The 26950-nt window shown below is 72.8% G+C and carries 20 protein-coding genes; 7 read left to right on the plus strand and 13 right to left on the minus strand.

The window, feature by feature from the left end:
- The first annotated feature begins 104 nt into the window (after window positions 1-104).
- Window positions 105-2828 (plus strand): VIT domain-containing protein, encoded by a 2724-nt coding sequence (locus FRCN3DRAFT_RS0231555; RefSeq protein ID WP_007508258.1) that lies wholly within the window; start codon window positions 105-107, stop codon window positions 2826-2828.
- A gap of 95 nt (window positions 2829-2923) precedes the next feature.
- Here the strand turns inward: FRCN3DRAFT_RS0231555 and FRCN3DRAFT_RS47155 are convergent, their stop codons facing one another.
- From FRCN3DRAFT_RS47155 to FRCN3DRAFT_RS0231595, 9 genes are all read right to left on the minus strand, one after another.
- The gene (locus tag FRCN3DRAFT_RS47155; RefSeq protein WP_232794209.1) at window positions 2924-3358 is read right to left on the minus strand and encodes a nuclear transport factor 2 family protein; all 435 of its coding nucleotides are present in this window, start codon (window positions 3356-3358) and stop codon (window positions 2924-2926) included.
- A 74-nt stretch (window positions 3359-3432) separates the two neighbouring features.
- Complete coding sequence (locus FRCN3DRAFT_RS0231565) at window positions 3433-4614, minus strand: aromatic ring-hydroxylating oxygenase subunit alpha (protein WP_007508261.1); 1182 nt, start codon at window positions 4612-4614, stop codon at window positions 3433-3435.
- Window positions 4615-4753: 139 nt separating this feature from the next.
- Entirely contained in the window at window positions 4754-5929 is a 1176-nt protein-coding gene (locus FRCN3DRAFT_RS0231570) for an ABC transporter substrate-binding protein (protein WP_232794210.1), read from the minus strand.
- A gap of 359 nt (window positions 5930-6288) precedes the next feature.
- Complete coding sequence (locus FRCN3DRAFT_RS0231575; RefSeq protein WP_007508263.1) at window positions 6289-7491, minus strand: amidohydrolase family protein; 1203 nt, start codon at window positions 7489-7491, stop codon at window positions 6289-6291.
- A 315-nt stretch (window positions 7492-7806) separates the two neighbouring features.
- Entirely contained in the window at window positions 7807-9051 is a 1245-nt protein-coding gene (locus FRCN3DRAFT_RS0231580; protein WP_007508264.1) for an acyl-CoA dehydrogenase family protein, read from the minus strand.
- Window positions 9052-9055: 4 nt separating this feature from the next.
- The gene (locus FRCN3DRAFT_RS0231585) at window positions 9056-10261 is read right to left on the minus strand and encodes an acyl-CoA dehydrogenase family protein (RefSeq protein WP_007508265.1); all 1206 of its coding nucleotides are present in this window, start codon (window positions 10259-10261) and stop codon (window positions 9056-9058) included.
- Complete coding sequence (locus tag FRCN3DRAFT_RS58315; RefSeq protein WP_232794211.1) at window positions 10258-10692, minus strand: acyl-CoA dehydrogenase family protein; 435 nt, start codon at window positions 10690-10692, stop codon at window positions 10258-10260. Before FRCN3DRAFT_RS58315 ends, FRCN3DRAFT_RS0231585 begins: the two co-directional genes overlap by 4 nt.
- Window positions 10668-11291, minus strand: a complete 624-nt coding sequence (locus FRCN3DRAFT_RS58320) for a hypothetical protein (protein WP_232794212.1) — start codon at window positions 11289-11291, stop codon at window positions 10668-10670. The genes FRCN3DRAFT_RS58315 and FRCN3DRAFT_RS58320 overlap by 25 nt, the downstream gene beginning before the upstream one ends.
- Window positions 11288-12541 carry an acyl-CoA dehydrogenase family protein gene (locus FRCN3DRAFT_RS0231595; protein ID WP_007508269.1) on the minus strand — a complete coding sequence of 418 codons (1254 nt, stop codon included), beginning with the start codon at window positions 12539-12541 and terminating at the stop codon, window positions 11288-11290. The genes FRCN3DRAFT_RS58320 and FRCN3DRAFT_RS0231595 overlap by 4 nt, the downstream gene beginning before the upstream one ends.
- A gap of 66 nt (window positions 12542-12607) precedes the next feature.
- Here FRCN3DRAFT_RS0231595 and FRCN3DRAFT_RS0231600 point away from each other — a divergent pair, with 66 nt between their 5' ends.
- On the plus strand, window positions 12608-13459 hold the full coding sequence (locus FRCN3DRAFT_RS0231600; RefSeq protein WP_007508270.1) for a FadR/GntR family transcriptional regulator: 852 nt from the start codon (window positions 12608-12610) through the stop codon (window positions 13457-13459).
- 50 nt (window positions 13460-13509) lie between these two features.
- On the opposite strand, the gene FRCN3DRAFT_RS0231605 is transcribed toward FRCN3DRAFT_RS0231600, so the two are convergent.
- The 3 genes from FRCN3DRAFT_RS0231605 to FRCN3DRAFT_RS0231615 all read right to left on the minus strand — a co-directional run bounded on the left by FRCN3DRAFT_RS0231605 (window position 13510) and on the right by FRCN3DRAFT_RS0231615 (window position 17682).
- Window positions 13510-14949 carry an aldehyde dehydrogenase family protein gene (locus FRCN3DRAFT_RS0231605; protein WP_007508272.1) on the minus strand — a complete coding sequence of 480 codons (1440 nt, stop codon included), beginning with the start codon at window positions 14947-14949 and terminating at the stop codon, window positions 13510-13512.
- 140 nt (window positions 14950-15089) lie between these two features.
- Window positions 15090-15932 carry an SDR family oxidoreductase gene (locus FRCN3DRAFT_RS0231610; protein WP_007508274.1) on the minus strand — a complete coding sequence of 281 codons (843 nt, stop codon included), beginning with the start codon at window positions 15930-15932 and terminating at the stop codon, window positions 15090-15092.
- Between the two features lie 43 nt (window positions 15933-15975).
- Window positions 15976-17682 carry an N-acyl-D-amino-acid deacylase family protein gene (locus FRCN3DRAFT_RS0231615; protein ID WP_007508276.1) on the minus strand — a complete coding sequence of 569 codons (1707 nt, stop codon included), beginning with the start codon at window positions 17680-17682 and terminating at the stop codon, window positions 15976-15978.
- A gap of 239 nt (window positions 17683-17921) precedes the next feature.
- Here FRCN3DRAFT_RS0231615 and FRCN3DRAFT_RS0231620 point away from each other — a divergent pair, with 239 nt between their 5' ends.
- Window positions 17922-18632 carry a TetR/AcrR family transcriptional regulator gene (locus FRCN3DRAFT_RS0231620; RefSeq protein ID WP_007508278.1) on the plus strand — a complete coding sequence of 237 codons (711 nt, stop codon included), beginning with the start codon at window positions 17922-17924 and terminating at the stop codon, window positions 18630-18632.
- 178 nt (window positions 18633-18810) lie between these two features.
- Here FRCN3DRAFT_RS0231620 and FRCN3DRAFT_RS0231625 read toward each other — a convergent pair whose 3' ends face one another.
- Window positions 18811-21717, minus strand: coding sequence for a branched-chain amino acid ABC transporter permease/ATP-binding protein (locus FRCN3DRAFT_RS0231625; protein ID WP_007508280.1), 2907 nt, complete (start codon window positions 21715-21717; stop codon window positions 18811-18813).
- A 339-nt stretch (window positions 21718-22056) separates the two neighbouring features.
- On the opposite strand from FRCN3DRAFT_RS0231625, the gene FRCN3DRAFT_RS0231630 reads away from it, so the two are divergent.
- From FRCN3DRAFT_RS0231630 to FRCN3DRAFT_RS0231645, 4 genes are all read left to right on the plus strand, one after another.
- Entirely contained in the window at window positions 22057-23532 is a 1476-nt protein-coding gene (locus FRCN3DRAFT_RS0231630; protein WP_007508283.1) for an aldehyde dehydrogenase, read from the plus strand.
- Between the two features lie 48 nt (window positions 23533-23580).
- Window positions 23581-23937 carry a DUF4286 family protein gene (locus FRCN3DRAFT_RS0231635; RefSeq protein WP_007508285.1) on the plus strand — a complete coding sequence of 119 codons (357 nt, stop codon included), beginning with the start codon at window positions 23581-23583 and terminating at the stop codon, window positions 23935-23937.
- The gene (locus FRCN3DRAFT_RS0231640; RefSeq protein ID WP_007508287.1) at window positions 23934-25442 is read left to right on the plus strand and encodes an aldehyde dehydrogenase family protein; all 1509 of its coding nucleotides are present in this window, start codon (window positions 23934-23936) and stop codon (window positions 25440-25442) included. Before FRCN3DRAFT_RS0231635 ends, FRCN3DRAFT_RS0231640 begins: the two co-directional genes overlap by 4 nt.
- Before the next feature lie 108 nt (window positions 25443-25550).
- The gene (locus FRCN3DRAFT_RS0231645) at window positions 25551-26822 is read left to right on the plus strand and encodes a cytochrome P450 (RefSeq protein ID WP_007508289.1); all 1272 of its coding nucleotides are present in this window, start codon (window positions 25551-25553) and stop codon (window positions 26820-26822) included.
- Window positions 26823-26950 lie beyond the last annotated feature (128 nt).

A 26950-nucleotide genomic window follows, 5' to 3' on the forward strand; every position in this document is an offset into this window, starting at 1 on the left:
CATCTTGACAGTGTCATCGTGACACTGTCAAGATGACAGGGCACGCCGGGAACGCCGCTCGTCGGGTCGAGTGGTCGCGGACAGGCGGCGGAGGAAGGGGAACGGTGAGCACCGACCTCGAACGGATCAGCACCGTCGGCATGGTCGACCTGGTCGAGCCGGAACCGCCGGCCCAGGCGGACGCGCCTCGACGGAACGAGGAGGACGGCCTCGGCTGCCTGCGGACCGGGCGCGGCAACCTGCCACTCGACGCGATCGACGTCCAGGCCGCAGTCACCGGCCTCGCGTCGACCATCACGCTCAGCCAGGGCTTTCACAACCCGTACGACGAGCCACTCGAGGCCACCTACATCTTCCCGCTGCCGCCGCGGGCCGCGGTCACCGCGCTACGGATGGAGGCGGACGGCCGGGTCGTCGAGGCCGAGCTCAAGGAACGTGGCCAGGCGCGGGCGGACTACGACACGGCCATCACCCAGGGCAGGCGCGCGTCGATCGCCGAAGAGGAGCGCCCCGGCGTCTTCACCATGCGGGTCGGCAACATCCTGCCCGGCGAGCGGGTCACCGTCCGCCTGACGCTGGCCGGAGAGCTGTCCTACGAGGACGGCGCCGCGACCTTCCGCTTCCCGCTCGTCGTCGCGCCCCGCTACATCCCCGGTGCCCCGCTCGCGGGCGAGCAGGTCGGCGACGGGGTCACGGCCGACACCGACGCCGTGCCGGACGCGTCCCGGATCAGCCCGCCGGTGCTGCTGCCGGGCTTCCCGAACCCGGAGCGCCTCTCGGTGGCCGTCGACATCGACCCGGCCGGCCTGCCGCTGGCCTCCGTCGACGCGAGCCTGCACACGGTCATCACCGAACGACGCACGGACGGCCTGCGCGTCCGGCTGGAGCCGGGCGATCGAGCCGACCGCGACTTCCTGCTGCGCCTGACGTTCGACGCGGACGAGGCAGTCAGCACCTCGCTGTCGGTACTGCCCGACGAGCCTGCGGCGGACGGCGCCACGACCGCGGACGGCGAGACAGCCACTGTCGGCGCGGGCGGCGCGGCGGGCGGCGGGACGTTCGCGCTCACGATCCTGCCGCCGGCCGGTACGACGCGGGCCCGGGACCGGGACGTGGTGATCGTGCTCGACCGGTCCGGCTCGATGGGCGGCTGGAAGATGGTCGCGGCGCGGCGGGCCGCCGGCCGGATCGTCGACACCCTGCGTGGCGGTGACCGTTTCGCGGTGCTGGCCTTCGACAACCGGGTCGACACCCCGCCGGCCCTGCCCTCAGGGCTCGCGCCTGCCAGCGACCGCGCCCGGTTCCGGGCCGTGGAGTTCCTGGCCACCCTGGAGGCCCGCGGCGGGACGGAGATGCTGGAGCCGCTGCGGCAGGCCGCCGCCCTGCTCCGCCCGCGGTCCGAGACGCCCGAGCGCGACCGGGTCGTCGTGCTGGTCACCGACGGCCAGGTCGGCAACGAGGACCAGCTGCTGCGCGAGCTCGCCACCGGCCTCACCGGGGTGCGGGTCCACACCGTCGGCATCGACCGGGCGGTGAACGAGGCGTTCCTGCGCCGGCTGTCCGGCCCGGCCGGCCGCTGCGAGCTGGTCGAGTCCGAGGACCGGCTGGACGACGCGATGCGCCACATCCATCGCCGCATCGACGCGCCCGTGGTCACCGGCCTGCGGCTGCTCCCGGCGGGGCCGGCGGACCTGGCCGTCGACGCCGACTCGCTGAGCCCGGCGCCGCTGCCCGACCTGTTCACCGGTGCTCCCGTCGTCATCACCGGCCGGTTCACCGGCCCGCCGGTGGGGACCGTCACCGTCGCCGGGCAGGCCGCCGACGGGGGTTCTCCATGGCAGACGGCGGCCGCCGCGGCGGCGAGCGGCAACCCCGCTCTCACGGCCCTCTGGGCACGGGCCCGCATCCGCGACCTGGAGGACCGGTACGCGGCCGACCAGGCCGAGCGGCGCGGCCATGAGGCGCTGGAGAAGCGCATCGTCGAGACGTCGCTGCGCTACCGGGTGCTGTCCCGCTTCACCGCGTTCGTCGCCGTCGACCAGCGCGTCGTCAACGAGGGCGGCACGGTCCGCCGGGTGACGCAGCCCGTCGACCTCCCCAGCGGCTGGTCCTACGAGTCGCCGGTCGCCGGCGGGACGCCGGCCGGCGTCCCGCTGTTCGCCGGCAGCGCCGTCGCCGCCAGTTTCGCCGCGCCCGCCGGACCACCGCCCCCGATGTACCAGCCGATGCCTCCGTCGGTCGTTCCTCCCGCGCCTGCCGGGCCCGCGCCCATCCGAGCGCGGCGGGACACCCCGGCGGGCTCGGATGACTTCGACGTGCCTGACTTCCTCGCCAGCGGCCCTCTGAGCTCACCTGCCGCCCCTCGGCCCGGCCCGCGGCCCGGCCCGCGGCCCGGGCGAGGGACCGGCCGTGGCCGGCAAAAGGCCAAGCTGACCACCGGTTCCGGACCGTCCGACGCCGGTGCCGACCCGGGTGCCGGCACGCTCTGGGCGTTCGTCGCCGCCGAGCTGGCGGTGCTGTCCACGGGCGACGGGCCCTCGCCGCGCCGCGGGGCGGCCGACCTGGCCGCGCTCGCCGGCCGCATCCGCGCGGCGCTGCCCGGGTGGCGACGAGCCGGTCAGCACGAGGCGGCGTGCGCGGCGCTGGAGAGGCTCGCCAACCAGCTCACCGCCGCGTCCCCGGACCCGTCGGACGCGGCCCGGCTCTGGGAGCACGCCCGCGCGACCCTGGAGGCCATCCGCGACGGACGCGCCGACCAGCTCACCGACGACCGCTCCTCGCCGGACGCCCCCACGCGCAGGTCACGCCAGGCCTTCTGGAAGCGATGAACGACCGGTTGATCACCACGGACGTGTTGGCGTCGTCGTGCATTCGGTCGAATCACGACCGCGACGACACGTCCGTGGTGATCATGGGCCCGGTCCTAGTCCTCCGCGAGCAGGGCGAGCAGGAGATGTGTGTCCTGCTGGAAGACGCGGATCTCGCGGATGGTGCCGCCGGCGACGGTGAAGACCTCGATGACGTCGACCGTCGCCGAGCGGCCGGTGGCCTTCGCGGTCCAGGTCTGGGTGGTGAGCTGGACGGCGCGGGTCGCGTCGCCGAAGACCAGCGGGTTGGTGATGGCACGGTCCCAGTGGCGGCCGGCCTCGACGTTCATCGCCGCCATGCCGGCCTGGCCCTCGTGCCAGCCGCCATGCGGCAGCGAGTCCGGCTGCTGGACCCGGATCTCCGGGTACATCAGCGCGAACGCGCCCTCGACGTCACCGGACTGGAATCGGCGCGCCATCTCGGTCACCACCGTGGCGGCGTCCGCCGCCGACACGTCGACGCGGTCGGGCTCGGGCTCGTCAGTCAGCAACGGAGCAGCCGGTGAAGGAGCGGTCGGCGACGGAGCGCCGGCGGAGTCGGTGGACCCGACGGAGGAGGTCCCGCTCACGCCGACCCCGCCCCGGCGGCGTGGCGGGCGCGGTGGGCCCCGAGCGCGGCCTCGAACCCGCGGTGCAGGTGCTGCGGGGCCGGCTCGTTGCGGCCGAACACGACCGTGTCGATCATGCCGAGGCGCACGCCCGGCTCGGTGCGGCCGGCCACCCAGAAGTCCTCGCCGTCGACGACGGTCTCGCAGATCCACGGCGCCATGTCGACCGCCTTCGACCGTTCCTCGTCCGTCAGGCCGGGACGCAGGTAGGAGGTGTGCACGACCTCGGAGCTGCTTTCGTCGACCGGGAGGATCTGCCACAGCTCGACGTGCCGCGCGTCGAAGGTGAGGCTGACGTTCGGGAACAGCGCGTACTGGTAGCTGAAGTGCCCGCCGACGTCGCCCCAGTCGGCCTCGGGGCGCTCGCGCAGCTCGACGATCGACTTCAGCGCGGAGCTGTTGCGCAGGTGCCGGCCGAACGGGTCGAACGTCAGCACGCCGCCGACGGCGTAGGTGGCGAGCGTGGTCTTGTGCAGGTAGTTGAAGTGGTAGTTCTCCCGGAAGGTGTCCAGGGTGACCTTCCAGTTGCCGCCCACCTTGTGCACGTGCGGCTCGCTGTGAGGTTGCCAGTCGGCGAAGTCGAGCAGCGCCAGCTCGCCGGCCAGCTCCGGGCCCAGATACTCGTCGATGTCGACCGGTGGGCCGGGCCGCAGCCGGCCGACGATGAGCCCGTAGCCCTCGGTGACCTCGAGTGGGACCAGACCCTTGCGGCTCTTGTCCAGCCCGGTGAAGCCGTCGGGCACCGGCATGCGGCCGAGCTTCCCGTCGAGGCCATAGGTCCAGGCGTGGAACGGGCAGGTCAGCCGGATGGCCTCCCCCGCCCCGTCGACGAGCCGCACACCGCGATGGCGGCAGGCGTTGAGGAAGGCGTGCACCTGGCCGTCGCCGTCCCTGGTCAGCAGCACGGGGGTCCCGAGCAGGTCGACCGTCCGGTAGGTCTCCGGTTCTGGTAGCGCGCCCGACAGGCAGAGGACGAGAGGCTGGTCGAGGAACAGCGCCTCGATCTCCTCGGCCTGCCGCTGCGCCGAGTAGATGTCGGTCGGCAGTTCCATGACGTCGTCGGCCATGTCCGTCGTGCGGTTGTCGATGTGGTCGAGCAACCGACGCGCGAGGCTGTGTTCGAGCGCTTCCCTGTCCACCGCCAGTCCTTCCTGTTCGGTTCGCCCCGTCCGCGCGCCGCCCGGCCCGGACCGGGCCCGCCGTACGGCGGTGCCGGGCCGCGCCGCCGGACACGATGTCCCGGCGGCACGGCCCGGCGCGTCGTGCCGGAGCGCGCGGCTACTGCTGCGGCTTACCCACAATGAACGGCTTCTCGACGGTGACGACGAGCTTGCCGTCCTTGATTTCGCCCTGCGACGCCGACTGGTTCTTCACCCGCGGGATGCCCTGAACGCCCGCGGAGGTGAAGTCGATCGGCGCGGTCGCGCCCTGCGTGTCGAGCGCGGTCTGCTTGTCCAGGTACTCCCGGATCTTCACCGCGTCGACGACGCCGACCTTGGGAATGATGTCCGCGAGCAGCTTGACGCTGAGCCAGGCGTTGATCGCCGAGTCACCGATGGTGTTGGTGATCCCGCCGACCTGCTTCGCGTACTTGGCGACGTCGTCGTTGAACGCGCCGATGGCACCCTCACCGAAGGCGAGCACCACCAGGTTCGGCTGCTTGAGATTCGTGACGGTCTCGACGACCTGCGGCGTGAGCACGATGCTCGGCAGCGCCCACATCAGCTTGGTCAGGCCGATCTGGTTGCAGGTCTGGATCAGCGGGGCGAGTTGACGCGGGTTGATCGCGGCGACCGCGGTGTCCGCGCCGCTCTGCTTGATCTGCAGGCAGGTCGGCTGGAAGTCGGTGGCCGTCAGGCCCAACTTGACCTGGTCGACCGTGACCGACGGCGGGTAGTAGCTGGCCGAGACCTTCGCCGACGACTGCGCGATGGCCGAGTCCGCCGAGATGTAGGCGACGTGCTTGCTGCTCGCCGGCAGCATCTGCGGGAGGATCCGGTAGCCGACGAGAACCGGCTCCAGGATGTAGACGCGCGGGTTCTGCAGGGACGGCGACGCGGCGCCGAGGCTCGCCCAGGAGATCGTGTTGGCCGTGTCCAGCGTCGGGAGCAGGCTCGGCTCCATCGTGCCGTCGTCACCGGACATCATGAGGACCTTGTCCTCGACCAGCAGCTTCTGGGCGCACACCGAGGCACCCTGAGGCGTGTTGTGGTCGTCGCAGACGTCGATCTCGACCGGCCGGCCCAGGATCCCGCCGTTCGCGTTGACCGCCGCCGCCGCGATCTTCGCGGCCTGCGCGACCCACGGCTGGGACACCGCGTCGGTCTGGATGCCGGTCATGAGCCCCAGCTTGATCGGGGCACCGGTCGGCTTGGGCGCGGTGGCGGTGGCCCCGGCGCCGTCGGACTTGTCCGAGTCCGACGAGCTGCCGCAGGCCGCGACGGCGAGCGTCACGCCTAAGAGCGCCGCGACCAGCTGCTTGCGGGGTAAGCGAATCCGGGGTCTTCCAGCCGCGCTCGGCCGAACTACTGACATTTTCATTTCTCCGTATCGTTGAACGCGAAAAGAACGCCTGGAATGGCGGTCTGAGATTTTGAAAAGGGTTCGCACGGGCGCGGTCACCTCGTGGTGAAACCGGCGGCCGGCGGCCGGCGAATGGGCCGACTGGACGGACGCGGGTGCCAGCGGGAACCCGGCCCGGGGGCGCGGGTCCGAGGGCGCGGGTCCGGCGCCGGGTGAGTGGTGGAAAGGGCCGAGCCGGCCGGCCGGGGTACCGACCGGCCGGCCGGCCAAAGCTGTCGACCGGGTGGGCGTTAGGAGATTGCCGCCGGTTCGGCCGGGGTGAAGTTGTAGACGCGAGCCGCGTTCCCGACGGTGATCTTGTGCTGGACGTCCTCGGACAGGTGGCCGAGCCACTTGTTGGCCATCGAGATGGTGTCCGGCCAGGTGGAGTCCGAGTGCGGGTAGTCGCACTCGAGCATCACGTTGTCCTCGCCGATGATGTCCAGCAGCCGGATGCCGGCCTGGTCCTCGATGAACGTGCCGAAGACGTGGTCGTGGAACAGCTTGCGGATGTCGGTGTCCAGGTCGAAGGACGCCGCGCCCTTCGCCTCGCCGCGCTCGTGGGAGGCATTCATGTCGATGTCGAAGCGCGACGCCCAGAAACGCTGCTTGTCGATGACCTGCTCGGCGCGCTCCAGGAAGTACGGAATCCAGCCGATCGAGCCCTCGGAAAGGGCGATCTTCAGGTTCGGGAACTTCGGGAAGATGCCGCTGAACAGCCAGTCGAGCAGCGTGCCCGCCTGGTTCGCCGCCGCCGAGTAGGCCATGAACGCGAGCGTCGGCATGTCCGCCGAGGTGCGGATCAGGTTGGACGACGACCCGACGTGCATCGAGATGACGTAGTTCGTGTCGTTGCAGGCCTGGAACACCGGGTCCCAGTAGTCGGTGTGGATCGACGGCAGGCCGAGCTTCGTCGGGTTCTCCGAGAACGCGATCGACTTGCCGCCGCGCGCCGCCGTCCGCTCGATCTCGGCCGCGGCCGCGGCCGGGTCCCACAGCGGAATGATCATCATCGGGATGAAGCGGCCGGGGAAGTCACCGGCGAACTCCTCCAGGATGAAGTCGTTCCAGGCCTGGACGCAGAGCAGGCCGAGCTCCTTGTCCTTCGCCTCGTGGAACACCTGCCCGCAGTAACGCGGGAAGCTCGGGAACAGGATCGACGAGAGCACGTGCCCCTGGTCCATGTCCGCGACGCGGGCGGCCGGGTCGTAGCAGCCGAGGCGCATGTCCTCGTAGGTGATCGGCTCGGGCGAGAACTCCTCGCGCGACTTGCCGGCGACGGCGTTCAGGCCCGTGGTGACGATCTGGCGGTCCTCGTAGACCCAGAACTCCGACGCGCCGTCCCGGACGATGCGGGGCCCGGTGTCCCGCCAGCGCTGGGGCAGCCGCTCCTGCCACAGCCGAGCCGGCTCGATGAGGTGGTCGTCGACCGAGACGAACCAGTTGAACGACACAGGGCCTCCAGCGGGCGGTCCGCCCGGCCGGCATCGCGGGGACGCCTTCGGCTGGGCGATAGGTCGGACAGAGTTACGGGCTTGCGGAGTTGTTACGGGCTTGCGGAGTTGCGGGCGTATGGAGCCGTGGGCTGCAGGGTTCGGGCCTACGGATGGATCTGCCCTCTAAGAGAGCGAACGCTCACATCCTAGCCAGCCGGAGGCGCGGACGCCAGATCCAGATCGAAGGACCTGGCCGCGACCTGCCGCCCGTCGGGGCGTCGCCCCGACGGGCGGCGTCCCGACGCGGGCGCCACCCGGTGGCACGGCGAGTCATCAAGCCCTACCCGCCGCGTCGGCGTCGAGACGGCGGGCGAGGCGGGCCCGGTGGGCGGCGGGCGAGCCGAACAGGGCGCGAGACAGAGCGGCGCGCTTGAGGTACCGGTGCACGCCGCTCTCCCAGGTGTAGCCGATGCCGCCGTGCAGCTGCATCGCCTTGCCCGCGACGTCGACGGCCGCCGCGCACATGTATGACTTGGCGCGCGACACCGCGACCTCGGCGGCGCTCACGGCGGCCTCATCGACGCCCCCGGCACCGCCGGCACCGCCGGCGACCTGGGCGGCGCTCGCCGCGGCCAGCGCGCGCGTGCCCTCGACGACCAGCCCGCGGCCGACGGAGACCGACACCAGCATGTCGGCACAGCCGTGCTTGACCGCCTGGAACGAGCCGATCGGCCGGCCGAACTGGTGGCGCACGCTCGCGTACTCGACGGTGGCCGCGAGCATCGCCTCGGCGGCGCCCAGGCTGTCGCACGCGACGGCGAGCGCGCCCCGCGCGAGCAGCAGCCGCCCGCCGGCCCGTCCATCGCCGCCGAACCGCCACACCGACCCCGCCTCGACCGGCGCGTCCGTCGCGGCCACCTCGCTCAGGCTCCGGCTGACGTCGAGCACCGGCGTGGCCGTGACCCGCACTCCCCGCTGGCCGGGCGCGACGCGCACGACGACGGGTTCGTCGCCCTCGTCCAGCGCCAGCAGCAGGAGCGTCTCGGCCTCGGCGGCGTCGGGCACGAACTGCGCGCGCCCGGTGAGCCGCCGGGCGCCACCCGCCCCCGCCAGCCGGAACGGGACCGCGGCCGGCAGACCGGCCGGGCCGAGCGGCGCGTCGCCGGTGGGAAGCGCGACCGCGAGCCGCGGCGCGTCGCCGGCGAGCGCTCGCAGCAGGTCGTCACGACCGTCGGCCGGTTCCAGCGCCAGCAGCGCACCCACGCCCAGCACGGCCGTCCCCAGGTACGGTGCCCGCGCGGCGGCGCGGCCCAGCTCCTGGCAGACGACGGCGGTCTCGGCGACGGTGACGCCGGCGCCGTCCAGCTCGTCCGGCACCTCCAGCCCGAGCCAGCCGGCCTCGGCGAGCAGCGCCCAGTCGACCTCGGCGCCGTCCCCGCCGTCCTTGCCACCGGCGGCCGCGAGCAGGTCGCGGGCGACCGCCCGCAGCTCGGCCCGCAGTTCCTCGTCAGCTCCGGCGTCTGCTCCTGGCGCGGCCGTCGGCGCGACGCTGGTCAGCTCGGATGAATGAGCGTTCATGCAGTCACGGCTCCCTGGGCAGGCCGAGGCCCCGTTCCCCGATGATCGTGCGCTGGATCTCGTTCGTGCCGCCGGGGATCGTCCACTCCCACGAGCCGATGAAGTCGAGCAGCCACCTGCCCGACTCCCAGCCACTGGACGCGGGCTTGGCGAGCTCGGTCAGGGCGCCGAGTCCCGCGATCTGGGCGCCGAAGCCGGTCATCCGCTGCAGCAGCTCGCTGTAGTAGACCTTCACGACCGAGGCGTCGGCCGGGCCGACGGTGCCGGCGTCGTGGCGCTCGACCAGGTCGCGGCACAGCGCCCGCAGCCCGGCGATCTCGGTGTCGAACGCGGCGAGCCGGTCCGCCACCAGCGTGTCGTCGATCGGCCGGTGCCCGGCCGTGTCCGGCCGCCTGCAGGTGTCGACGAGCGAGCGCAGACCGACGTTGCCGAGCCGCTCGGCGAGTTCCAGCATGGTCATCCCGCGCTCGGCGGACAGCGTCGCCTGCGCCACCTGCCAGCCGGAGTTCTCCGGCCCGACGAGGTTCTCCGCCGGGATCTCGACGTCGTTCAGGAAGATCTCGCAGAAGTGCGAATCCCCCAGCGCGTTGCGGATCGGCCGCACGTCCAGGCCCGGCGAGCGCATGTCCATCAGGAGGTAGGAGATGCCGCGCCGCTTCGGCGCGGCCGGGTCGGAGCGCGCGAGCAGCAGGCACCAGTCCGCGTGCGCCGCGCCGCTCGCCCACAGCTTCTGGCCGTTGACGACGAACACGTCCCCATCCGAGCGCCTGTCCCGGCGGGCGGTGGTGCGCAGGCTCGCCAGGTCCGAGCCCGCCTCCGGCTCGGAGAAGCCCTGGACCCAGATCTCGCCGTCGAGGATCCCCGGCAGGTGCCGGCGGCGCTGCTCGTCGGTGCCGGCGGTCAGCAGCGTCGCCGCCGCGTGGTGGATCGAGACGAACGCGAGCACCAGCCGGGGCGCGTCCGCGGCGGCGAGCTCCTGGTAGAGCACCATCTGCTCGGCGGCCGACATGCCGCCGCCCCACTCGGCCGGCCAGTGCGGCACGGCGTAGCCGGCGCGGCGCAGCTCCTGGAACCAGGCCTGCTGGAAGGCGACGAACTCGTCGTCGCCGACGCCGGTCTGTGCCCCGCGCCAGTCGGCCGGGACGTGCGCCCGGCACCAGTCACGGACCGCGACCCGCAGCTCGGCCAGGTCGGCCAGTGTCGCGTTCACGCCGCGCCCGTCACGGCGTTCGGGCCGAAGATGCCGGTGAGACCGCGCCGGCCGAGGCGGCTCGCGAGCGCTTCCTGGGTGGCCGAGCGGCCGAGCGGCAGCCGGCGCGGCGGCAGGCTGTAGCGCGACAGCCACGACAGCGTCGTCTCGTCGCAGAACCCCATCGCGCCATGCAGCTGGTGGGTGACCCGGAAGACCGTCTCGGCGGCCTCTACGGCGGCCAGCCGCAGCGCCAGCGCGTCGTCGACGGCCTCGGGCAGCCCCGCCTCGACGCTCCACAGCGCGTAGCCGGCGAGCTCGGCGACTCCTGCCCGCTCGACCTCCGCGTCGGTGAGCTGGAACTGCACGCCCTGGAAACGGGCGAGCGGCTGCCCGAACTGCTCGCGTTCCAGGATGTACGTCCTGGTCAGCGCCATCGCCCGGTCCAGCATCCCGAGCAGCGTCCAGCATCCGAGCACCAGCCCGAGCGCGACGTCGCCGACGGCGGCGGCCTCGGCATCCTCGCCAGCCGGCTCACCGGCGAGCGGCGCGAGGTCCAGGCCCACCACGAACGCCGACTTGCGCGCCGGTACGTCCGGCTCGCGCGCCGTCGCCGCGTACCGCCGTCCGTCGAGGGTGACGGCGGCGAGCCGCAGGTCCAGCCCGGCGACCGCAGCCGCCGGGGGCCGCGGGCGCCACGACGACCAGCGCGTCGGCGTCGCCGCCCGCCGGCCGGCACCAGCCGCTCGGCCACCGGGTACGGCACCGCCCACCAGCCGGCGGCCCGGCACAGCGCCGCCGCCGCCTCCAGCTCGTCGGCACTCCCCCTCGGGTCGAGATCCCAGGCGCCGAGGTCGTCGAGCACCGGCACGACCAGCTCGGCGCGCCGCGCGGGCTCCCGCTCGGCGGTCTGGACCAGCTCGTCTCCGCCGGCCGCCTCGAGCGCGCGCAGCGCCGTCCGGCCGAACTCGGCCGCCTCGTCCGAGAGCTCCATCAGCACGCCGCCACCGGCGGCGAGGCCGTCCACAGCGCCCCCCACGACCGCGGTCATGACGCCGCCCCCGCCTTCGCCGGGGCCGCCGCCCTGGGCTGCGCGGACGTCGGCGCGCCGGAGGCGGCCAGCAGCGCCCGGGAGAGCAGGATGCGCTGCATCTCGATGCTGCCGGAGGAGACGGTCGAGGCCACCGAATAGCGCGCGTGGTCCTCGACCGCGCGCCGCCAGCGCTCCCAGTCCGCGTAGCGAACGCTCTCGCCGGCGTCGCCCGCCGGCTCCGCGGCCGTCACGATCTCCATGAGCACCTCGGCGCTGTCCTGGTCGAGCTTCGTCACCGCGATCCGGTAGGCCGCCGAGTCGACCGGGCTGACCTGGCCCGTCCCCTGCCGGGACACGACCCGGTAGGCGAGCAGCCGGGCGCGCCGGGCATGCACGAGCATCCGCGCCCACCGGCCGCGCAGCTCCGCCGGCAGCTGTTCCCAGGCGTCACCGAGCGCCGCCGGCGCCTCCTGCAGCAGCCGCTCGCAGCGGGCGTAGCGCGCGATGCCGACCCGTTCGAAGGCGAGCACCTCCTGCACGACGGTCCAGCCGCCGTCGACCTCTCCGAGCACGTCCCGCTCGGTGACCCGCACGTCGTCGAAGAACACCTCGTTGAGGTGGTGCGGGCCCATCATGCAGGCGATCGGGCGGACCTCGATCCCCGGCGAGTCCATCGGCACCAGGAAGATCGTCAGGCCCTGCTGCTTGCGCCCGGTCGTCGAGGTGCGGGCGAGCAGGAAGCACCACTGCGCCATGGTGGCGTAGGAGGTCCAGATCTTCTGGCCGTGGATCCGCCAGGCACGGCCGCCGGTGCCGTCACCGCTCTCGTCCGGGCGGGCGGCGGTGCGCAGCGAGGCGAGGTCGGACCCCGAGCCCGGCTCGCTGAAGCCCTGGCACCAGATCACCTCGCCGCGCGAGATCGGCGGCAGGTGCCGGGCGCGCTGCGCGGCCGTGCCGTGCCGCATGATCGTCGGCCCGACCCAGTTGACGCCCATGTACTGGGCGCCGCGCGGCTCGTGGCTGGCCCACATCTCCTCGCGGACGACGGTCTGCTCCCACAGCGACGCGCCGCGGCCGCCGAACTCCTCCGGCCAGGCCATGCACAGCAGGCCCTCATCGGCGAGCAGCCGGCAGAAGTCCTGCGCGATGGCGAGGTCGGCGGGGTTGGCGGTGAACGCGCCGAGGTAGTCGGCGGGCACGTGCTCGCGCACCAGCGCGCGCAGCCGCCCGCGTAACGCGGCCGCCGCTGGGCCCAGGTCGTACTCCATGGACGCCAGACCGTAATGCAGGCCCGCTAGTACGGTCAATACTTATAAGGATAGTAAGATTGAGGTGTGCCGACGAACCGCCGCAGGGCCATCCCCCCGCTACGCGTCGCCGAAGCCATCGCCGCGACGCTGCGCGACCGGATCCTGGCCGGCAACGACGCCGACGGCTACCGGCTGCCCACTCAGGAGCAGCTCGTGGAGGAGTTCGGGGTGAGCTACCCGTCCGTGCGGGAGGCGATCCGGATCCTGGAGACCGAGGGGCTCGTCACCGTCCGGCGTGGCAACGTCGGCGGCGCGGAGGTCCACCGGCCGGACCCGTCGTCCGCCGCTTACCACCTGGGCCTGGTCCTGCAGGCCGGCCGGGTCACGCTCGGCGACCTGGCAGGCGGGCTGCAACTGCTGGAGCCGCTGTGCGCGGCCGAGTGCGCCCGCCGCGACGACCGCGACACGCAGGTCGTGCCGGCACTGCGCGCCAACGTGGACCAGTCGGCCGAGCTGGTCGGGAGCGGGCCCGGCGGCAGCGGGCTCGTCGGCAGCGGCGTCGCCTTCACCGAGACGGCGCGGCAGTTCCACGAGCTCATCGTCGCGTTCACCCCGAACGCGACGGTCCGCCTCGTCGTCAGCAGCCTGGTCGCCCTGTGGTCGGCGCAGGAGGTGCGCTGGGCGGAGCTGCTGACGAGCCGCGGCGAGTACCCCGCGCAGGAGGACGCCCAGGCCGTCGTGCGCACGCACCGGCGCATCCTCGCCGAGATCGAGGCCGGCCGGGCGGCCGAGGCCGAGCGCATCTCCCGCGCCCATCTCGCCGCGTCGCAGGCGCTGCTCGTCGACCGTTTCGACAGCGACATACACGCCGCGTCGACGCGGACCTGGCAGGCCGTCGCCCCGGTCGGGGGCGCGCGGATCTCCAGCCGCGTCTGAGGCTGGAGATCCGCGCCAGCCCGGGGGCCCGCCGTCAGGCCGTCCGCCGGCTAGGAGCCGGACCCGGCGGGGGTGTAGCCAAGGATGCCCTTGGTCTCCAGGTACTCGTGGAAGCCGAACTCGCCCCACTCGCGGCCGTTGCCGCTCTTCTTGTAGCCGCCGAACGGGCAGGCGAAGTCGAACCCGTCGTTGATGGTCACCATGCCGGCGCGGATGCGGCGGGCGACGGCGCGGCAGGCTTCCAGGTCGACGCCCGCGACGTAGCCGGCGAGGCCGTACTCCGTGTCGTTCGCGATCTCGACCGCGTGGTCTACGCCGTCGTAGCCGATGATCACCAGAACCGGGCCGAAGATCTCCTCGCGGGCGATCGTCATGTCGTTCTTGACGTCGGCGAAGACGGTCGGGCGGACGTAGAAGCCCCTGGTCAGCCCGTCGGGGCGGCCGGGGCCGCCGGCGACCAGCGTCGCGCCCTCGTCGAGGCCCTTCTGAAGAAGCGCCTGGATCTTCTCGAACTGGCTGGCGGAGACGACCGGACCGATCGTGACCTCGGTGTTCGGGTCGCCGACCGTGACCCGCTCGGCGGCGGCGCGCGCCGCCGCGATGGCCTCGGCCATCCGCTCGCTGGGCACCAGCATCCGCGACGGGGCGCTGCAGGTCTGGCCCGAGTTGCCCATCATGCTCGCGACGCCCTTGGCCACGTTCGCGGCGAAGGCCTCGTCGTCGAGGATGATGTTCGGGCCCTTGCCGCCGAGCTCCTGGGCCACCCGCTTGACGGTCGGGGCGGCGTTACGCGCGATCTCGATGCCCGCCCGGGTCGAGCCGGTGAAGGAGACCATGTCGACGCCCGGGTGGGCGGACAGCGGCACGCCCACGCTGGGGCCGTCGCCCTGGACCAGGTTGAACACCCCGGCGGGAACACCGGCAGCGGCCAGGATCTCGGCGAAGATCTGCCCGCTGAACGGCGACCGCTCGGAGGGCTTCAGCACCGTCGTACAGCCGGTCGCCAGGGCTGGGAACACCTTCACGGCGATCTGGTTCAGCGGCCAGTTCCACGGCGTGATCAGGCCGCAGACGCCGATCGGCTCCCGCACCAGCAGCAGGCCGCCGCCGCGGTCCTCCTCGAAGACGAAGGTCTCCAGCAGCTCGATCGCCTTGGCGAGATGCCCGATGCCGAGGCCCACCTGGAAGCCGCCCGCGAGCGAGGCCGGCGCGCCCATCTCCTCGGTGAGTGCCGCGCCGAGGTCGGGCATGCGCTTCTGGTACTCGCCTACTACGCGCCGGAGTAACTCCAGGCGTTCCGCGCGGCTGGTGGCCGACCAGGCGGGGAATGCGTCGCGGGCGGCCGCCACGGCGCGGTCCACGTCCGCGGCCGAGCCCATCGCGACCGTGCCGGCGACCTCTTCGGTGGCCGGGTTCACGACCTCGAAGGTCTCCGTGCCGGCCGGGTCGGTCCACTCGCCGCCGATGTAGAACTTCCGGTACTCGCGCATGCCGTCACCCGTTCCTCGCTGGATATCAGGACGGCTCGGGGCTGAACCTCCCAGCAGGACGGACCGGCTCGCCGAGCCTTCTCCATCCAAACCCGCCTCACCGCGAGGACGCAATGCGTCAATGTGGCCGTGGGAAAGGCCTAGCGCGCCGTCCAGCCGCCGTCGACGGCGATCGTCTGGCCGGTGACGTAGCGGCCGGCGTCGCTGACCAGCCACAGCACCGCGCCGACGATGTCCTCGGGGCTGCCGTCATCCGGCAGCGGCGTGTTGCGCCGCAGCCAGGTCTGGCCGCGCTCGGTGTCGTAGAGATCGCCGGTGATCTCGCTGCGGAAGAAGCCGGGGGCGACGGTGTTCACCCGGATCCGGTGCCGCGCCCACTGCACCGCCAGCTCCACCGTCAGGCCCGACAGCCCGGCCTTGCTGGCCGCGTAGGACGCCTGCGGGATGCTCGGGATGCCGACGATGCCGCTGACCGACGACACGTGCACGATCGCCCCGCGCCCGGCCGCCTTCATGTGCCCGAAGACGGCCTGGCTCAGCCGGAACGGCGCGACCAGGTTGAGTCCCAGCGTGCTGAGGATCGCGTCGGCCGTCTCGTCCTCCGCCCGGTCGCGGGAGAAGATGTTGCCCGCCGCGTTGACGAGGATCTCCGGGCCGCCGAGTTCGGCGGCCACCCGCGGGACGACCGTGTCGACCTGGGCCTGGTCGAGCAGGTCGGCGCCGACGGCGAGCCCGCCGATCTCCTTCGCGAGCGCCGCCAGCCGGTCCTCCCGGCGGGCGACGATGGCGACCCGCGCGCCGGCCGCCGCGAGTGCCCGGGCGACGGCGGCGCCGAGCCCCGAGGACGCGCCCGTCACCACCGCCACCCGGCCGCCGAGCCGGAAGCCCTCTCCCGGCAGCGTCCCGTCAAGCGGCGACGTCTGGTCAAGCGGCGTCGTCTCGTCCATGCGCGTCGTCTCGCCGAGCGGCGTTGTCTGCGGCACCGTTCCTCCGGGCTGGGTCGGCTCGTCGTCGAGCGCCGGCACGTCAGCCCGCCGTGACGAGCTGGCCGGGACGGGCGTCGGTGAGCTGGTCATGGTCGACGAGGATCTCCCCGCCGACCAGCGTGTAGTCGTAGCCGCGGGCCCGCTGGACGAAGCGCTGCGCTCCCAGCGGCAGGTCGGCGCGCATCTCCGGCGTGTCCAGGTCGAGCCTCTCCAGGTCGATCACGTTGACGTCCGCGTGCGCTCCGGGCGCGAGCACGCCGCGGTCGCGGATGCCGAACAGCTCCGCGCCCTCGCGGGTGAGCTTGCGGACCGCGGTGGCGATGTCGAGCAGTCCGGTCTCGCGCACCCAGTGCCTGAGCAGATAGGTGGACTGGCCGGCGTCCATCGTCAGCGCGACGTGCGCCCCGGCGTCCGCGACGCCGACGACGACGTCCGGGTTGGTCAGCATCGCGGCGACGGCGTCGAGGCTCTGGTTGAGCACCGGGTAGTAGAGCAGACCCAGGCCGGCGGTGTCGGACAGGAAGTCGAGGAACGCGGCGGCGGGCGACGTGCCGCGCCGGGTCGCCTCGGCCGCCAGGCTGTTCTCCGGCCGGACGTCGTAGCTCGCGGGGCCCGGCGGCAGCAGGTAGAGCTTGCCCGGGTCCTTCGGCGCGAGCGGGCCGGACAGGCTGGTCGGCTCGTTCGCCTGCGCCACCAGCAGCGCCCGGGTGCCCTCGTCGGCGATCGCGGCGAGGCGCTCCGGGAAGGGACGGGCGGCGAGCCGCGCCCAGGCAGGCAGGGTGTCGTACGGGGTACGGCCGACCAGCCCGTAGAGGATGCCGCTGCCGCGGGCGGACGTCTGCGGGCGCAGGTCGGCGCCGCGGGCGCGGGCGGCGGCGACCTGGTCCATCACCCAGGACCACAGGTCCGGCCGGCGGTCGCTCTGCGTGATGGCGAAGCTGAGCGGGCGGCCGGAGGCCCGGCTGACCTCCTCCATCCAGGCGAGCTCGGCGACCGAGTTCCGCCGGGTGGGCCCGTCGCGCTCCCCGATGCGCGCGACGACCTCGATCGTGCCCCTGCCGCGGGCACCGAGCGCGCCGCCGATCGCGGCCAGCTCCTCGGGGCGGGCGAACGTTCCGGGCACCGGCCGGCCGTCCGGGACGGTGTGCATGAAGCTGCGGGAGGTGGAGAAGCCGAGCGCGCCGGCGTCGACAGCCTCGCCGACGAGCGCCGCGATCCGGGCGACGTCGTCGTCGGTGGCGGCCGCGTCCTCGAGGCCGCGCTCCCCCATGACGTAGTAGCGCAGGGCGCAGTGGCCGACGAGGCCGCCGACGTTGACGCCCAGCGCGCGCGACCCGAGAGCGCGCAGGTAGTCGCCGTAGGTCTCCCAGCCCCAGCCGAGGCCGGTCATGATCGTGTCGGCCGGGAGGTCCTCGACGGCCTCCATCATCTCGGCGAGGTAGCGCTCCTGGCCGGGGCGAACCGGCGCGAACGTGACGCCGCAGTTGCCGAGCACCACCGTGGTCACCCCGTGCGAGCTCGACGGGCTGGCCACCGGGTCCCAGAACAGCTGGGCGTCGAGGTGGGTGTGGATGTCGACGAAGCCGGGCGTCACCAGCCGCCCGGAGGCGTCCAGCTCGCGCCGGCCCCGCTCGGCGACCGCGCCCACCTCGGTGACCCGGCCGCCGTCGATCGCGACGTCCGCCTTCCGGGGCGGCGCCCCCGTGCCGTCGACGACCTCGCCGCCGCGGATCACGACGTCATGCATGGCTTCGCTCCCGCCGGGCGCCGCGACCTGGGATCACGGAATAAGTAAACACTCATTTCCTAATGAACCTAAGATCGCCGCCATCCGCGTGTCAAGTCATCGACGTCGACATCGAGATCAGAGACGCGACCCCATGACGGAGACAACACGAGAACCATGATCGGAGCAGGTAAGATAGCGTACGTTCATTCACCTGGCGCCGATTGCCCGACAGAGACAGCGCCATACCAGGAGGACCGATGGCCGACTCGACGGTGGAGCAGACAGTCCCGGAGTCCGGCCCGGCTCCATCCGCCGATGCCGAGCCCGAGGCCAGGCCACGGCCGCGGCGGCTGACCGCCGAGGCGCGCAAGAGTTCCATTCTAAAGGCCGCCCGGCAGGCGTTCGTAGAGACCGGCGATATGAACGGCACCACTATCAAGCAGATCGCCGAACGCGGTGGCATCAGCGAAGGCGTAATTTACCGCCATTTCGAGAGCAAGGACCAGCTCTTCTACGAGGCCGTCTTCGAGCCGCTGCGCCAGGCGATCGACGAGCTGGTGGCCGCCACCGAGGTCGTCGACCTTGACGAGCCGCTGACGCCCGAGCGTCAGCTCGAGACCCTCAACGGCCTGTACCGCCAGCTCATCTCGACGCTGGAGGAGATCCTGCCGCTGCTGGGCCTGGTGCTCTTCGGCGACCCGAAGGTGGCGCGGCGCTTCTACCGCAAGCACTTCACCGTCGCCATGGACCGGCTGGCCGAGGCCTGGCGCGAGGTCGAGGACCGCTACGGCTTCGAGTTCGAGTCCCCGGACATCTCCGCCCGCGCCGTCATGGGCATCGCCCTGGTGCTGGCCCTCGAGAGCCGGCACAACGACCTGTTCAACCGCGACCGCGCGATCAGCCTGGTCACCCAGAGCACCGTCAAGGGCTTCTTCCCCACCCTCGAGCCCACCCGCCGCCGCCGCTGACCGGCGCGCGGCGCCGCGCGGCGCTCCCCACCACCCATGATCGCCGCCTACGTGTCGCCGTCGTCGCGATTCGGCCGAATTCACGACTGCGACAACACGTAAGCGGCGATCAACCGGCCCTGCGGCCGGGCGGGCGTTGGGGGCGGCGGGTAGGGCGGCGCCGTCCCCGCCGGGAGCGTCAGACGCCCTCGGCAGCTACCGGCTCGGGCGCCGCGGTCGCGGGCTCGGGTTCGGCGGCGACCGGTTCGGGGGCGGCGGCCTCGGCGGCGTCGGAGCTCAGCTGGCCGAGGTAGGCGGCGCGCACGGCCGGGTCGCGCAGCACCTCGTCGGGCCGGCCGGAGGCGATGACCTTGCCGAAGTCGAGCACGACCACGTGGTCGCAGGTCGAGGCGACCACGTCGATGTTGTGCTCGACCAGCAGGACCGCCGCGCCGGACTCGGACGCCAGCCGGCGGAACAGCGCGCTCGCGGTGCGCCGCTCGGAGCCGTTGAGGCCGGCCGCCGGCTCGTCGAGCAGCACCGCGGCCGGGCGTTGGGCCACCAGCCGGGCGATCGCCACCATCCGCCGCCGGCCCTGCGGCAGGTCGGCGACGACCGTGTCGAGCACGTCGTCGAGGCCGAGCATCGTCACCGCGGCCGCGGCGGCGTCGGACAGCCGGCCACGGCGCGGGTAGACGAGGTCGCGGACGTAGGCGAGCGCGCCACGGCCGTCGAGCGCCGTGAGGATGTTCTCCCGGACGCTCAGGTCGTCGAACAGCTCCAGGTTCTGGAACGTCCGCCCAAGCCCGAGGCGGGCCCGCACGGGCGCGCGCAGCCCGGTGACGTCGCGGCCGAGCAGCTCGACGGTGCCGCCCGCGGTCCTGGCGAAGCCGGTGAGGGCGTCGATGAGGCTGGTCTTACCAGCGCCGTTCGGCCCGATCACGCCCACGACCCGCCCAGCGGTCAGCTCGAACGACACCCCCCCGACAGCGACCGTGCTGCCGTAGCGCACCTCGATGTCGCGCGCGACGAGCACCGTCTCCCCCGCCGGGACCGGACAGCTCGGCTCGAACGTGGCGGGGCTGGTCGCGGCCGTGGCGCTCGGTGCGCCCGGCTCCGCCAGCCCCTCCAGGTCCGCCGACTCGGTCGACTCGGTCGACCCCGCCGGTCGGCGGCCGGCGAGCCGGCGGACGAGGTGGACCAGGCCGTCCTTGATCGCCGCCTGCGCCGGGATGATGCCGCTGGGCGAGCGGACCATGGCGTCGAGGACGACCAGGCCCGTCGCGATCGGCAGCCACGCGTCGATGGAGCCGACGGACAGCCAGTCCGACACCGCGTTGGCGACCACGCCGCCCGCGGCCGCGGACGCCGAGAAGACCGCCCCGGCGACGTACCCGACGCCGCCGACGACGGTGAACGCCAGCGCCGAGATCGACCGGAACACTCCGTAGCTGGTGAAGTCCGCGATCCGGAACTGGAACGCCGACAGCGCGCCGGCGAGGCCGGCGATCCCGGCCGAGATGGCGAACGCACCGAGCTTCGCGCCCGGCACCGACACGCCGACGGACGCCGCTCCCCGCTCGTTCGCCCGTACCGCGAGGAAGCGCCGTCCTGCCTCGCCGCGGCGCAGGTTGAGCACCGCGATCGCCGCGAGCACGAAGGCGGCGAGGCACACGAGCGCGAACCGGTTCGGGTGCGCGGACGGGCTGATGCTCAGGCCGAACAGCGACGGGTCGTGCACCGTCAGGCCGTCCAGGCCACCGGTCAGCGACGGCTGGGTGAGCACCAGGTTCTCGACCGCGAGCGAGAGCCCGAGCGTGACGATCGCCAGGTTGACACCGCGTACCCGCACCGCCGGGGCGCCGAAGACCACGCCGAGCACGACGGCGGCGACGGTCCCGACCAGCAGGCACAGCAGGAATGGCAGGTGAGCGTCATTGCTCAGCCGGGCGGCGATGAACGCGCCGAAGCCGGCGAGCGCGGCACAGGCGACGCTGATCTGCCCGGCATAGCCGGTGACGACGACGATCGACAGGGCGAGCAGACCGAACAGGGTGCTGTTGATCATCGCTGTCGACCAGGACGGCGAGGCGAACACCGGGATGGCGACGGCGACGAGCACCCAGATGATCGCCGTCACCGGCTTGAACCGGCCGGTGCCGGCCCGCGGCAGCCTGCCGGTCAACGCCTCGCCCCGCCCCGGCAGCGCCGCGCCACCGAGGATGACCGCGACGATGATCACCGCGAACGGGAGCGAGGAGGTAATACCGAGATTGACGTCGTAACGGCGCATCACCGACTCGGCGACGCCGAGAGCCAGCCCGACGGCGACGGTGATCCACACGCCGTTGAACCGGCCGACGAGGGCCGCCGCCATCGCCGGGATCACCAGCAGGGTGAGCGCGTCCGGGGTGAGGCCGATGACCGGGATCAGCAGGATGCCGGCGAAGGCGGCCACCGCCCCGCCGACGCCCCAGGTGATGAGGCCCGTCGGGTGTGGCGAGATCCCGATCGCGCTCGCCGCGACGGGGTTCTCCCGCAGCGCGGTGGCGTTCATCCCGAGCTTGGTCTTGCCGAACATGAGCCACAGGCCGAGGGCGAGCGCGAACGTCACGATGAGGATCGCGAGCGTGTCGTTCGTGATCACACCGCTCGCGATGGTGATCTTTCCGTGCCCGAACAGCGGCGGGAGCAGGTGGGACTCGGTGCCATAGCGCTTCACGACGACGCTCTGCAGCAGCAGCATCAGCCCGAGGGTGGCGACCACCTTGGCCATGTCCGGGCTGTTGCGCAGCAGCCGCACCACGACCAGGTAGAACAGCAGGCCCAGCACGGCGCCGGACGCCACCCCGATGGCCATGGCCGGGGCGACGGGCAGCGACGCGTGCGCGCCCCCCTCGGTGCTGGTTCCCGAGTAGAGGCCGCCGCTACCCGCGCCGCCAGCGTGCAGGTCCCAGAAGATGTAGCTGCCCACCATGCCGATGGCGCCCTGGGCGAAGTTCAGGATTCCCGACCCCCGGTAGACCGCGACCACGCCGAGCGCGACGAGCGCATACGCGCCGCCGCCGGCTAAGCCGATCAGGGCGAACTGCCACAGCTGCGACAACGTCTTTCCTCTCGGCCGCGCCCCCGCCCCGAAGGAGGGGCCAGGGACGTTCGACGGGGAGGGGCGGCTTGCGCCAGCCCCGACGGGCGATGGCGACGGGCGGTGTGGGCCGGCCACGACGGGCACGGCTCACGCCGAAGATCGCGGAGTGTAGTGTAACCGCGATCACATACCGTCGCAAGTGAGCCCTCACATAGTTAGCAGATCGAAAAGAGGCCCAGGTGAGCCGCCACCCGGCTGTCAGCCGGGCACCATCGACCCGTCACCCCCTGTGACACAAGCTAGCGAGCGCTCGCTCTGTAGTGTTACGTTCGGCCGAACGATCCCTGGGAGGGCTGCGTGAGCGACTCGCTGATGTACCGGCGCACGTTCTACATCGACGGCGCGTGGGTGGAGCCGTCGAGCAGCGAGCTGCTCGAGGTGATCTCACCGTCCACGGAGGAGCGGGCCGGCGCGGTCCCCCTGGCCACGACCGCGGACATCGACCGCGCGGTCGCCGCGGCGCGGGCGGCGGCCGACGAGGGCTCCTGGGCCCGCACCAGCCCGGCCGAGCGCGCCGACGTGCTCAGCCGCGCCGCCGCGGAGCTGCGCAAACGCGAGGACGACATCGCCCGCATCACCACCGACGAGATGGGCTGCGCGGCGAGCCAGTCCAAGGCCGCGCAGACGGGCCTCGTCGCCGTCGTCTTCGACTACTACGCCGAGCTGATCCGGTCCTACGAGTTCGAGCGGGTCGTCACCGCCGGCCCCCGGGCCGGGCTGGTGACCTCAGAGCCGGTCGGCGTCGTCGGCGCGATCGTCCCGTGGAACGCCCCGATCACGCTGGCCGCGTGGAAGACCGCGCCGGCGCTCGCCGCCGGGTGCCCGGTGGTGCTCAAGCCCGCGCCCGAGTCGCCGCTGTCGGCCTACGTCTTCGTCGAGGCGCTCGAGGCGGCCGGCGTCCCCGCCGGCCTGATCAACCTCGTGCCCGGCGGCCGCGAGGTCGGCGAGCACCTGGTCACCCACCCCGGCACCGACAAGATCGCCTTCACCGGCTCCACCGCCGCCGGCAAGCGGATCATGAGCCTGTGCGGCGAGCAGATCAAGCGGGTCTCGCTGGAGCTCGGCGGCAAGTCCGCCTCGATCCTGCTCGACGACGCCGACCTCGCCACGGTCATCCCGGCCGTCGTCCACGGCGGCATGCACCTGTCCGGCCAGGTCTGCGGCGCGCACACCCGGGTGCTGATCCCCCGGTCCCGCTACGAGGAGGCGCTCGCCATCGCGGGCGCGGCGGCCGACGCGGAGCCGGTCGGCGACCCGCACGACCCCGCGGTCATCGTCGGCCCGCTGGTCGCCGAGCGCCAGCGCACCCGCGTCGAGGGCCTCATCGCCGCAGCGGTCGCGGACGGCGTCCGCGTCGTCGCCGGCGGCAGGCGGCCCGCGCACCTGCCGAAGGGCTGGTACGTCGCGCCGACGATCCTCGGCGACGTCCACAACGAGATGCGGATCGCCCGCGAGGAGATCTTCGGCCCGGTCCTCAGCTTCATCCCCTACGAGGACTCGGACGGCGCCGACGCGGTCCGGATCGCCAACGACTCGGACTACGGCCTGTCCGGCGGGGTCTGGAGCGGCGACCCGGCGCGGGCGCTCGGCGTCGCCCGCCGGCTGCGCACCGGCAGCGTCGCGGTCAACGGCAGCTACCCGCCCTTCCCGATGGTGCCGTTCGGCGGCTTCAAGCAGTCGGGCATCGGCCGGGAGCTGGGCCCGGAGGGGTTGGAAAGCTTCCTGGAGAAGCGCAGCATCGGTCTCCCACCGTCGCTCATCCCCGGCGCCTGACGCGAAGGCACGGGCGGCGCGGCGCGGCGGAGACGAGAGGAGAGCGCGATGGCTAAGGGGATCATGCTCGTCCAGGCGAGCCCGGCGAGCCCGGAGGTCGAGGACGAGTTCAACAGGTGGTACGACGAGGACCACCTCCCCGATCTCCTCACGATCCCGGGGTTCGTCGCCGCCCGCCGTTTCCGGCTGCGGGAGGGGGGCCACGTCCGGGCGGCCGAGGGCACGCCCCGGTACCTCGCCATCTACGAGATCGAGGCGGACGACCTCGACGCGGCGCTGAAGGCGATGCGCACCCGCCCCGACCGGGGCGCGGTGAGCGACGCGCTGGGGATGAACCCGCCGCCCGTCACCTACATCTACGAGCTCCTCACCGAGGTCGGCAAGACCACCGAGGCCACCGCGTGACGATCGCCCCGGCGGGGGCGGAGGCGCTGGCGCTCCCGTTCCTGAGCACCGGCCCGAAGAGGCTGCTGATCGGCGGCGAGTGGGTCGAGGCGGCCTCCGGCCGGACGTTCACCAGCGTGAACCCGTCGACGGGCGAGGTGATCGCCGAGCTCGCCGAGGGCGACGCGGCGGACGTGGACCGCGCGGTCGCGGCCGCCAGGGCCGCGTTCGAGGCCGGCCCGTGGCGGCGGATGACACCGCGGCAGCGCCAGGACCTGCTGTGGGCGTTCGCCGACGCGGTCCAGCGCGACTTCGAGGAGCTGCGGCTACTGGAGGCGCTCGACATGGGCGCCCCGCTCGGCCGCCCGCGCGCGAAGGCGCGCACCTCCTGGGAGGCCAGCGTCCTGCGTTACTTCGCCGGCTGGGCGACGAAGATCCAGGGCGAGACGATCCAGAACTCGCTGCCGGGGTCCGTCCTCACCTACACCCAGAAGGAACCCGTCGGCGTGGTCGGGGCGATCGTGCCGTGGAACCGGCCGATCAGCAACGCCATCTGGAAGATCGCGCCGGTACTGGCCGCGGGCGCGACGATGGTGCTCAAGCCAAGCGAGGAGGCGAGCCTCGCCACGATCCGCCTCGGCGAGCTGCTGGTCGAGCTCGGGCTGCCGCCCGGCGTGGTCAACATCGTCACCGGCTACGGCTCGACGGTGGGCGCGGCGCTCGCCGAGCACCCGGACGTCGACAAGGTGGCCTTCACCGGCTCGACCGCCGTCGGGCAGCAGATCATCCGGGCCTCGGCCGGCAACATCAAGCGGGTCACCCTCGAGCTCGGCGGCAAGTCGCCGGACGTCGTGTTCGCCGACGCCGACCTGGACCGCGCCGTCCCCGGCGTCTCGATGGGCGTGTTCACGAACTCGGGCCAGGTCTGCTGCGCCGGCACGCGCGTCTACGTCGAACGGCCGATCTACGACGAGTTCGTCGAGCGGATGTCGACGTTCGCGGGCGGGCTGCGCGTCGGCAACAGCGTGGACCCGGACACGGCCATCGGCCCGGTGGTGTCCGCCCGCCAGCTCGAGCGGGTGGTGGGCTACCTCGACCTGGGCCAGGCCGAGGGCGCTCGGGCGACCGCTGGCGGGCACCGGCTGACCGACGGCGACCTGGCGAGGGGCTACTTCGTCGCGCCGACGGTCTTCGCCGACGTCCGCGACGACATGCGGATCGCCCGCGAGGAGATCTTCGGCCCGGTGGCCTGCGTGCTGCCGTTCGACTCCGTCGAGGAGGCCGTGGCCCGGTCCAACGACAGCCCGTTCGGCCTGGCGGGCGGGGTCTGGACCCGGGACGTCGGCAGGGCGCACCGGTTGGCCGGTGAGCTGCGGGTCGGCACCGTGTGGGTCAACACCATGCTCGACATGGACCCGGCCGTGCCGTTCGGCGGCTACAAGATGAGCGGCTACGGCCGCGAGATGGGCGAGCACGCGCTCGACTCCTACCTCAATGTGAAAGCCGTCTGGATCAGAACCGACTGACGACCCCGCGCCCCGTGCCCGCGCCCCGCGCCTCCCGGTTCTTCCGGGCCGCGGGCCGACCTCCGTCCGCTTTCCTGGGTTTTCGAACGTTCCTGTCCTGGAGGAACAATGCAGCCAACGTCCTCGGTGACACCGGACGGCCCGGCGGCGGCCGGCATGGTCGCGGCCGGCGCGCCGATGCCCGACGAATGGTGCCTGCGCGAGTTCGACCACGTCTCCCCCGAGTTAGCCCCGGTCCTGCCGGAGACCCTGGCGCGGATGCGGTCTCTCTGCCCCGTCGCGCACAGCGAGGCGCACGGCGGCTTCTGGGTGTTGACGAAGTACGAGGACGTGCTGCGCGTCGCCCAGGACTGGGAGACGTTCACCTCCACGGAGGGGTTGAACATCCCGCCGTACCGCGGCGAGGTCCGCAACATCCCGGTCGAGGTGGACCCGCCCGAGCAGCGGGTCTACAAGCGGCTCGTCAACGCGCACCTGACGCCGAAGGCGATCGCGCACTGGGAGACGCCGGCCCGCGAGCTGGTCACCCGGCTGATCGACGGTTTCATCGAGCGCGGCGCGTGCGAGTTCATGGACGACTTCGCCCGGCCGTTCCCGAGCACGTCGTTCTTCGACTTCGCGCTGCACGCCCCGCGCGACGAGATCGCGAAGGTCGCCGAGCTGGCGTCCGTGTCCTCGGTGCCCAACCATCCCCGTGCCAAGGAGGGCTGGGCTGGGCTGTCGGCCTGGATCACCAATCTGCTGGCCACGCGGCGGGGATCGGAGCCACGCGGCGACGTCGTCGACGCCGTGCTCGCGGCCGAGTACGAGGGCAGGCCGCTCACCGAGGCCGAGTCCATCGGCATCGTCCAGCTGCTCGTCCTCGGTGGTCTGGAGACCACGGCCGGCGCGCTCGGGCTGATGATGCTGCGTTTCACCCACCAACCTGAGATCCCGGCGCTGCTGCGCGCACATCCGGAACGCATCCCGACCGCCGTCGAGGAGCTGCTGCGCCTCGACTCGCCGTTCATCGCGATCGCCCGCACCGCCACCCGCGACGTCGAACTGGGCGGCCGGGAGATCAAGGCCGGCGACAAGGTCCTGCTGTACTGGGCGTCGGCCAACCACGACGGCGGCGAGTTCCCCGACGCCGAGGCGTTCGACCCGGCCCGCTCACCGAACCGGCACGTCGCCTTCGGCGCCGGCCCGCACCGCTGCCTCGGCTCCAACGTCGCCCGCCTGAACCTGCGGATCGCGCTGGAGGAGCTCACCAGGCGACTCGACGACATCAGGCTGGCCGACGGCGCGGACGTTCATTTCCACAACACCCTCACCCGCTCCCCGCACACCCTCCCGATCACGTTCCGCCCCGGCCCCCGCGTCAGCCAGCGGTCCGCCTGATTCCACGGGCGAACGGTGTGGCGCACGAGCATGGTCAGTCGTCAGTCGTCGGTCTCGCGGGAGAGGTCGAGGGCGGCGGCCAGGACGGCCGTGGCCTCGGTGCGTTCCCGTCGGCTGACAGCAGCCGT

The organism is Pseudofrankia saprophytica, assembly GCF_000235425.2.
Lineage (GTDB): Bacteria > Actinomycetota > Actinomycetes > Frankiales > Frankiaceae > Pseudofrankia > Pseudofrankia saprophytica.

What these genes read in the sequence shown, in the direction of transcription:
- FRCN3DRAFT_RS0231580 (WP_007508264.1), bottom strand. Translation starts at nt 9,051, where the DNA reads ATGAACGCTCATTCATCCGAGCTGACCAGCGTCGCGCCGACGGCCGCG.
- FRCN3DRAFT_RS58315 (WP_232794211.1), bottom strand. Translation starts at nt 10,692, where the DNA reads ATGCTGGACCGGGCGATGGCGCTGACCAGGACGTACATCCTGGAACGC.
- FRCN3DRAFT_RS58320 (WP_232794212.1), bottom strand. Translation starts at nt 11,291, where the DNA reads ATGACCGCGGTCGTGGGGGGCGCTGTGGACGGCCTCGCCGCCGGTGGC.
- FRCN3DRAFT_RS0231595 (WP_007508269.1), bottom strand. Translation starts at nt 12,541, where the DNA reads ATGGAGTACGACCTGGGCCCAGCGGCGGCCGCGTTACGCGGGCGGCTG.
- FRCN3DRAFT_RS0231605 (WP_007508272.1), bottom strand. Translation starts at nt 14,949, where the DNA reads ATGCGCGAGTACCGGAAGTTCTACATCGGCGGCGAGTGGACCGACCCG.
- FRCN3DRAFT_RS0231615 (WP_007508276.1), bottom strand. Translation starts at nt 17,682, where the DNA reads ATGCATGACGTCGTGATCCGCGGCGGCGAGGTCGTCGACGGCACGGGG.
- FRCN3DRAFT_RS0231620 (WP_007508278.1), top strand. Translation starts at nt 17,922, where the DNA reads ATGGCCGACTCGACGGTGGAGCAGACAGTCCCGGAGTCCGGCCCGGCT.
- FRCN3DRAFT_RS0231635 (WP_007508285.1), top strand. Translation starts at nt 23,581, where the DNA reads ATGGCTAAGGGGATCATGCTCGTCCAGGCGAGCCCGGCGAGCCCGGAG.
- FRCN3DRAFT_RS0231645 (WP_007508289.1), top strand. Translation starts at nt 25,551, where the DNA reads ATGCAGCCAACGTCCTCGGTGACACCGGACGGCCCGGCGGCGGCCGGC.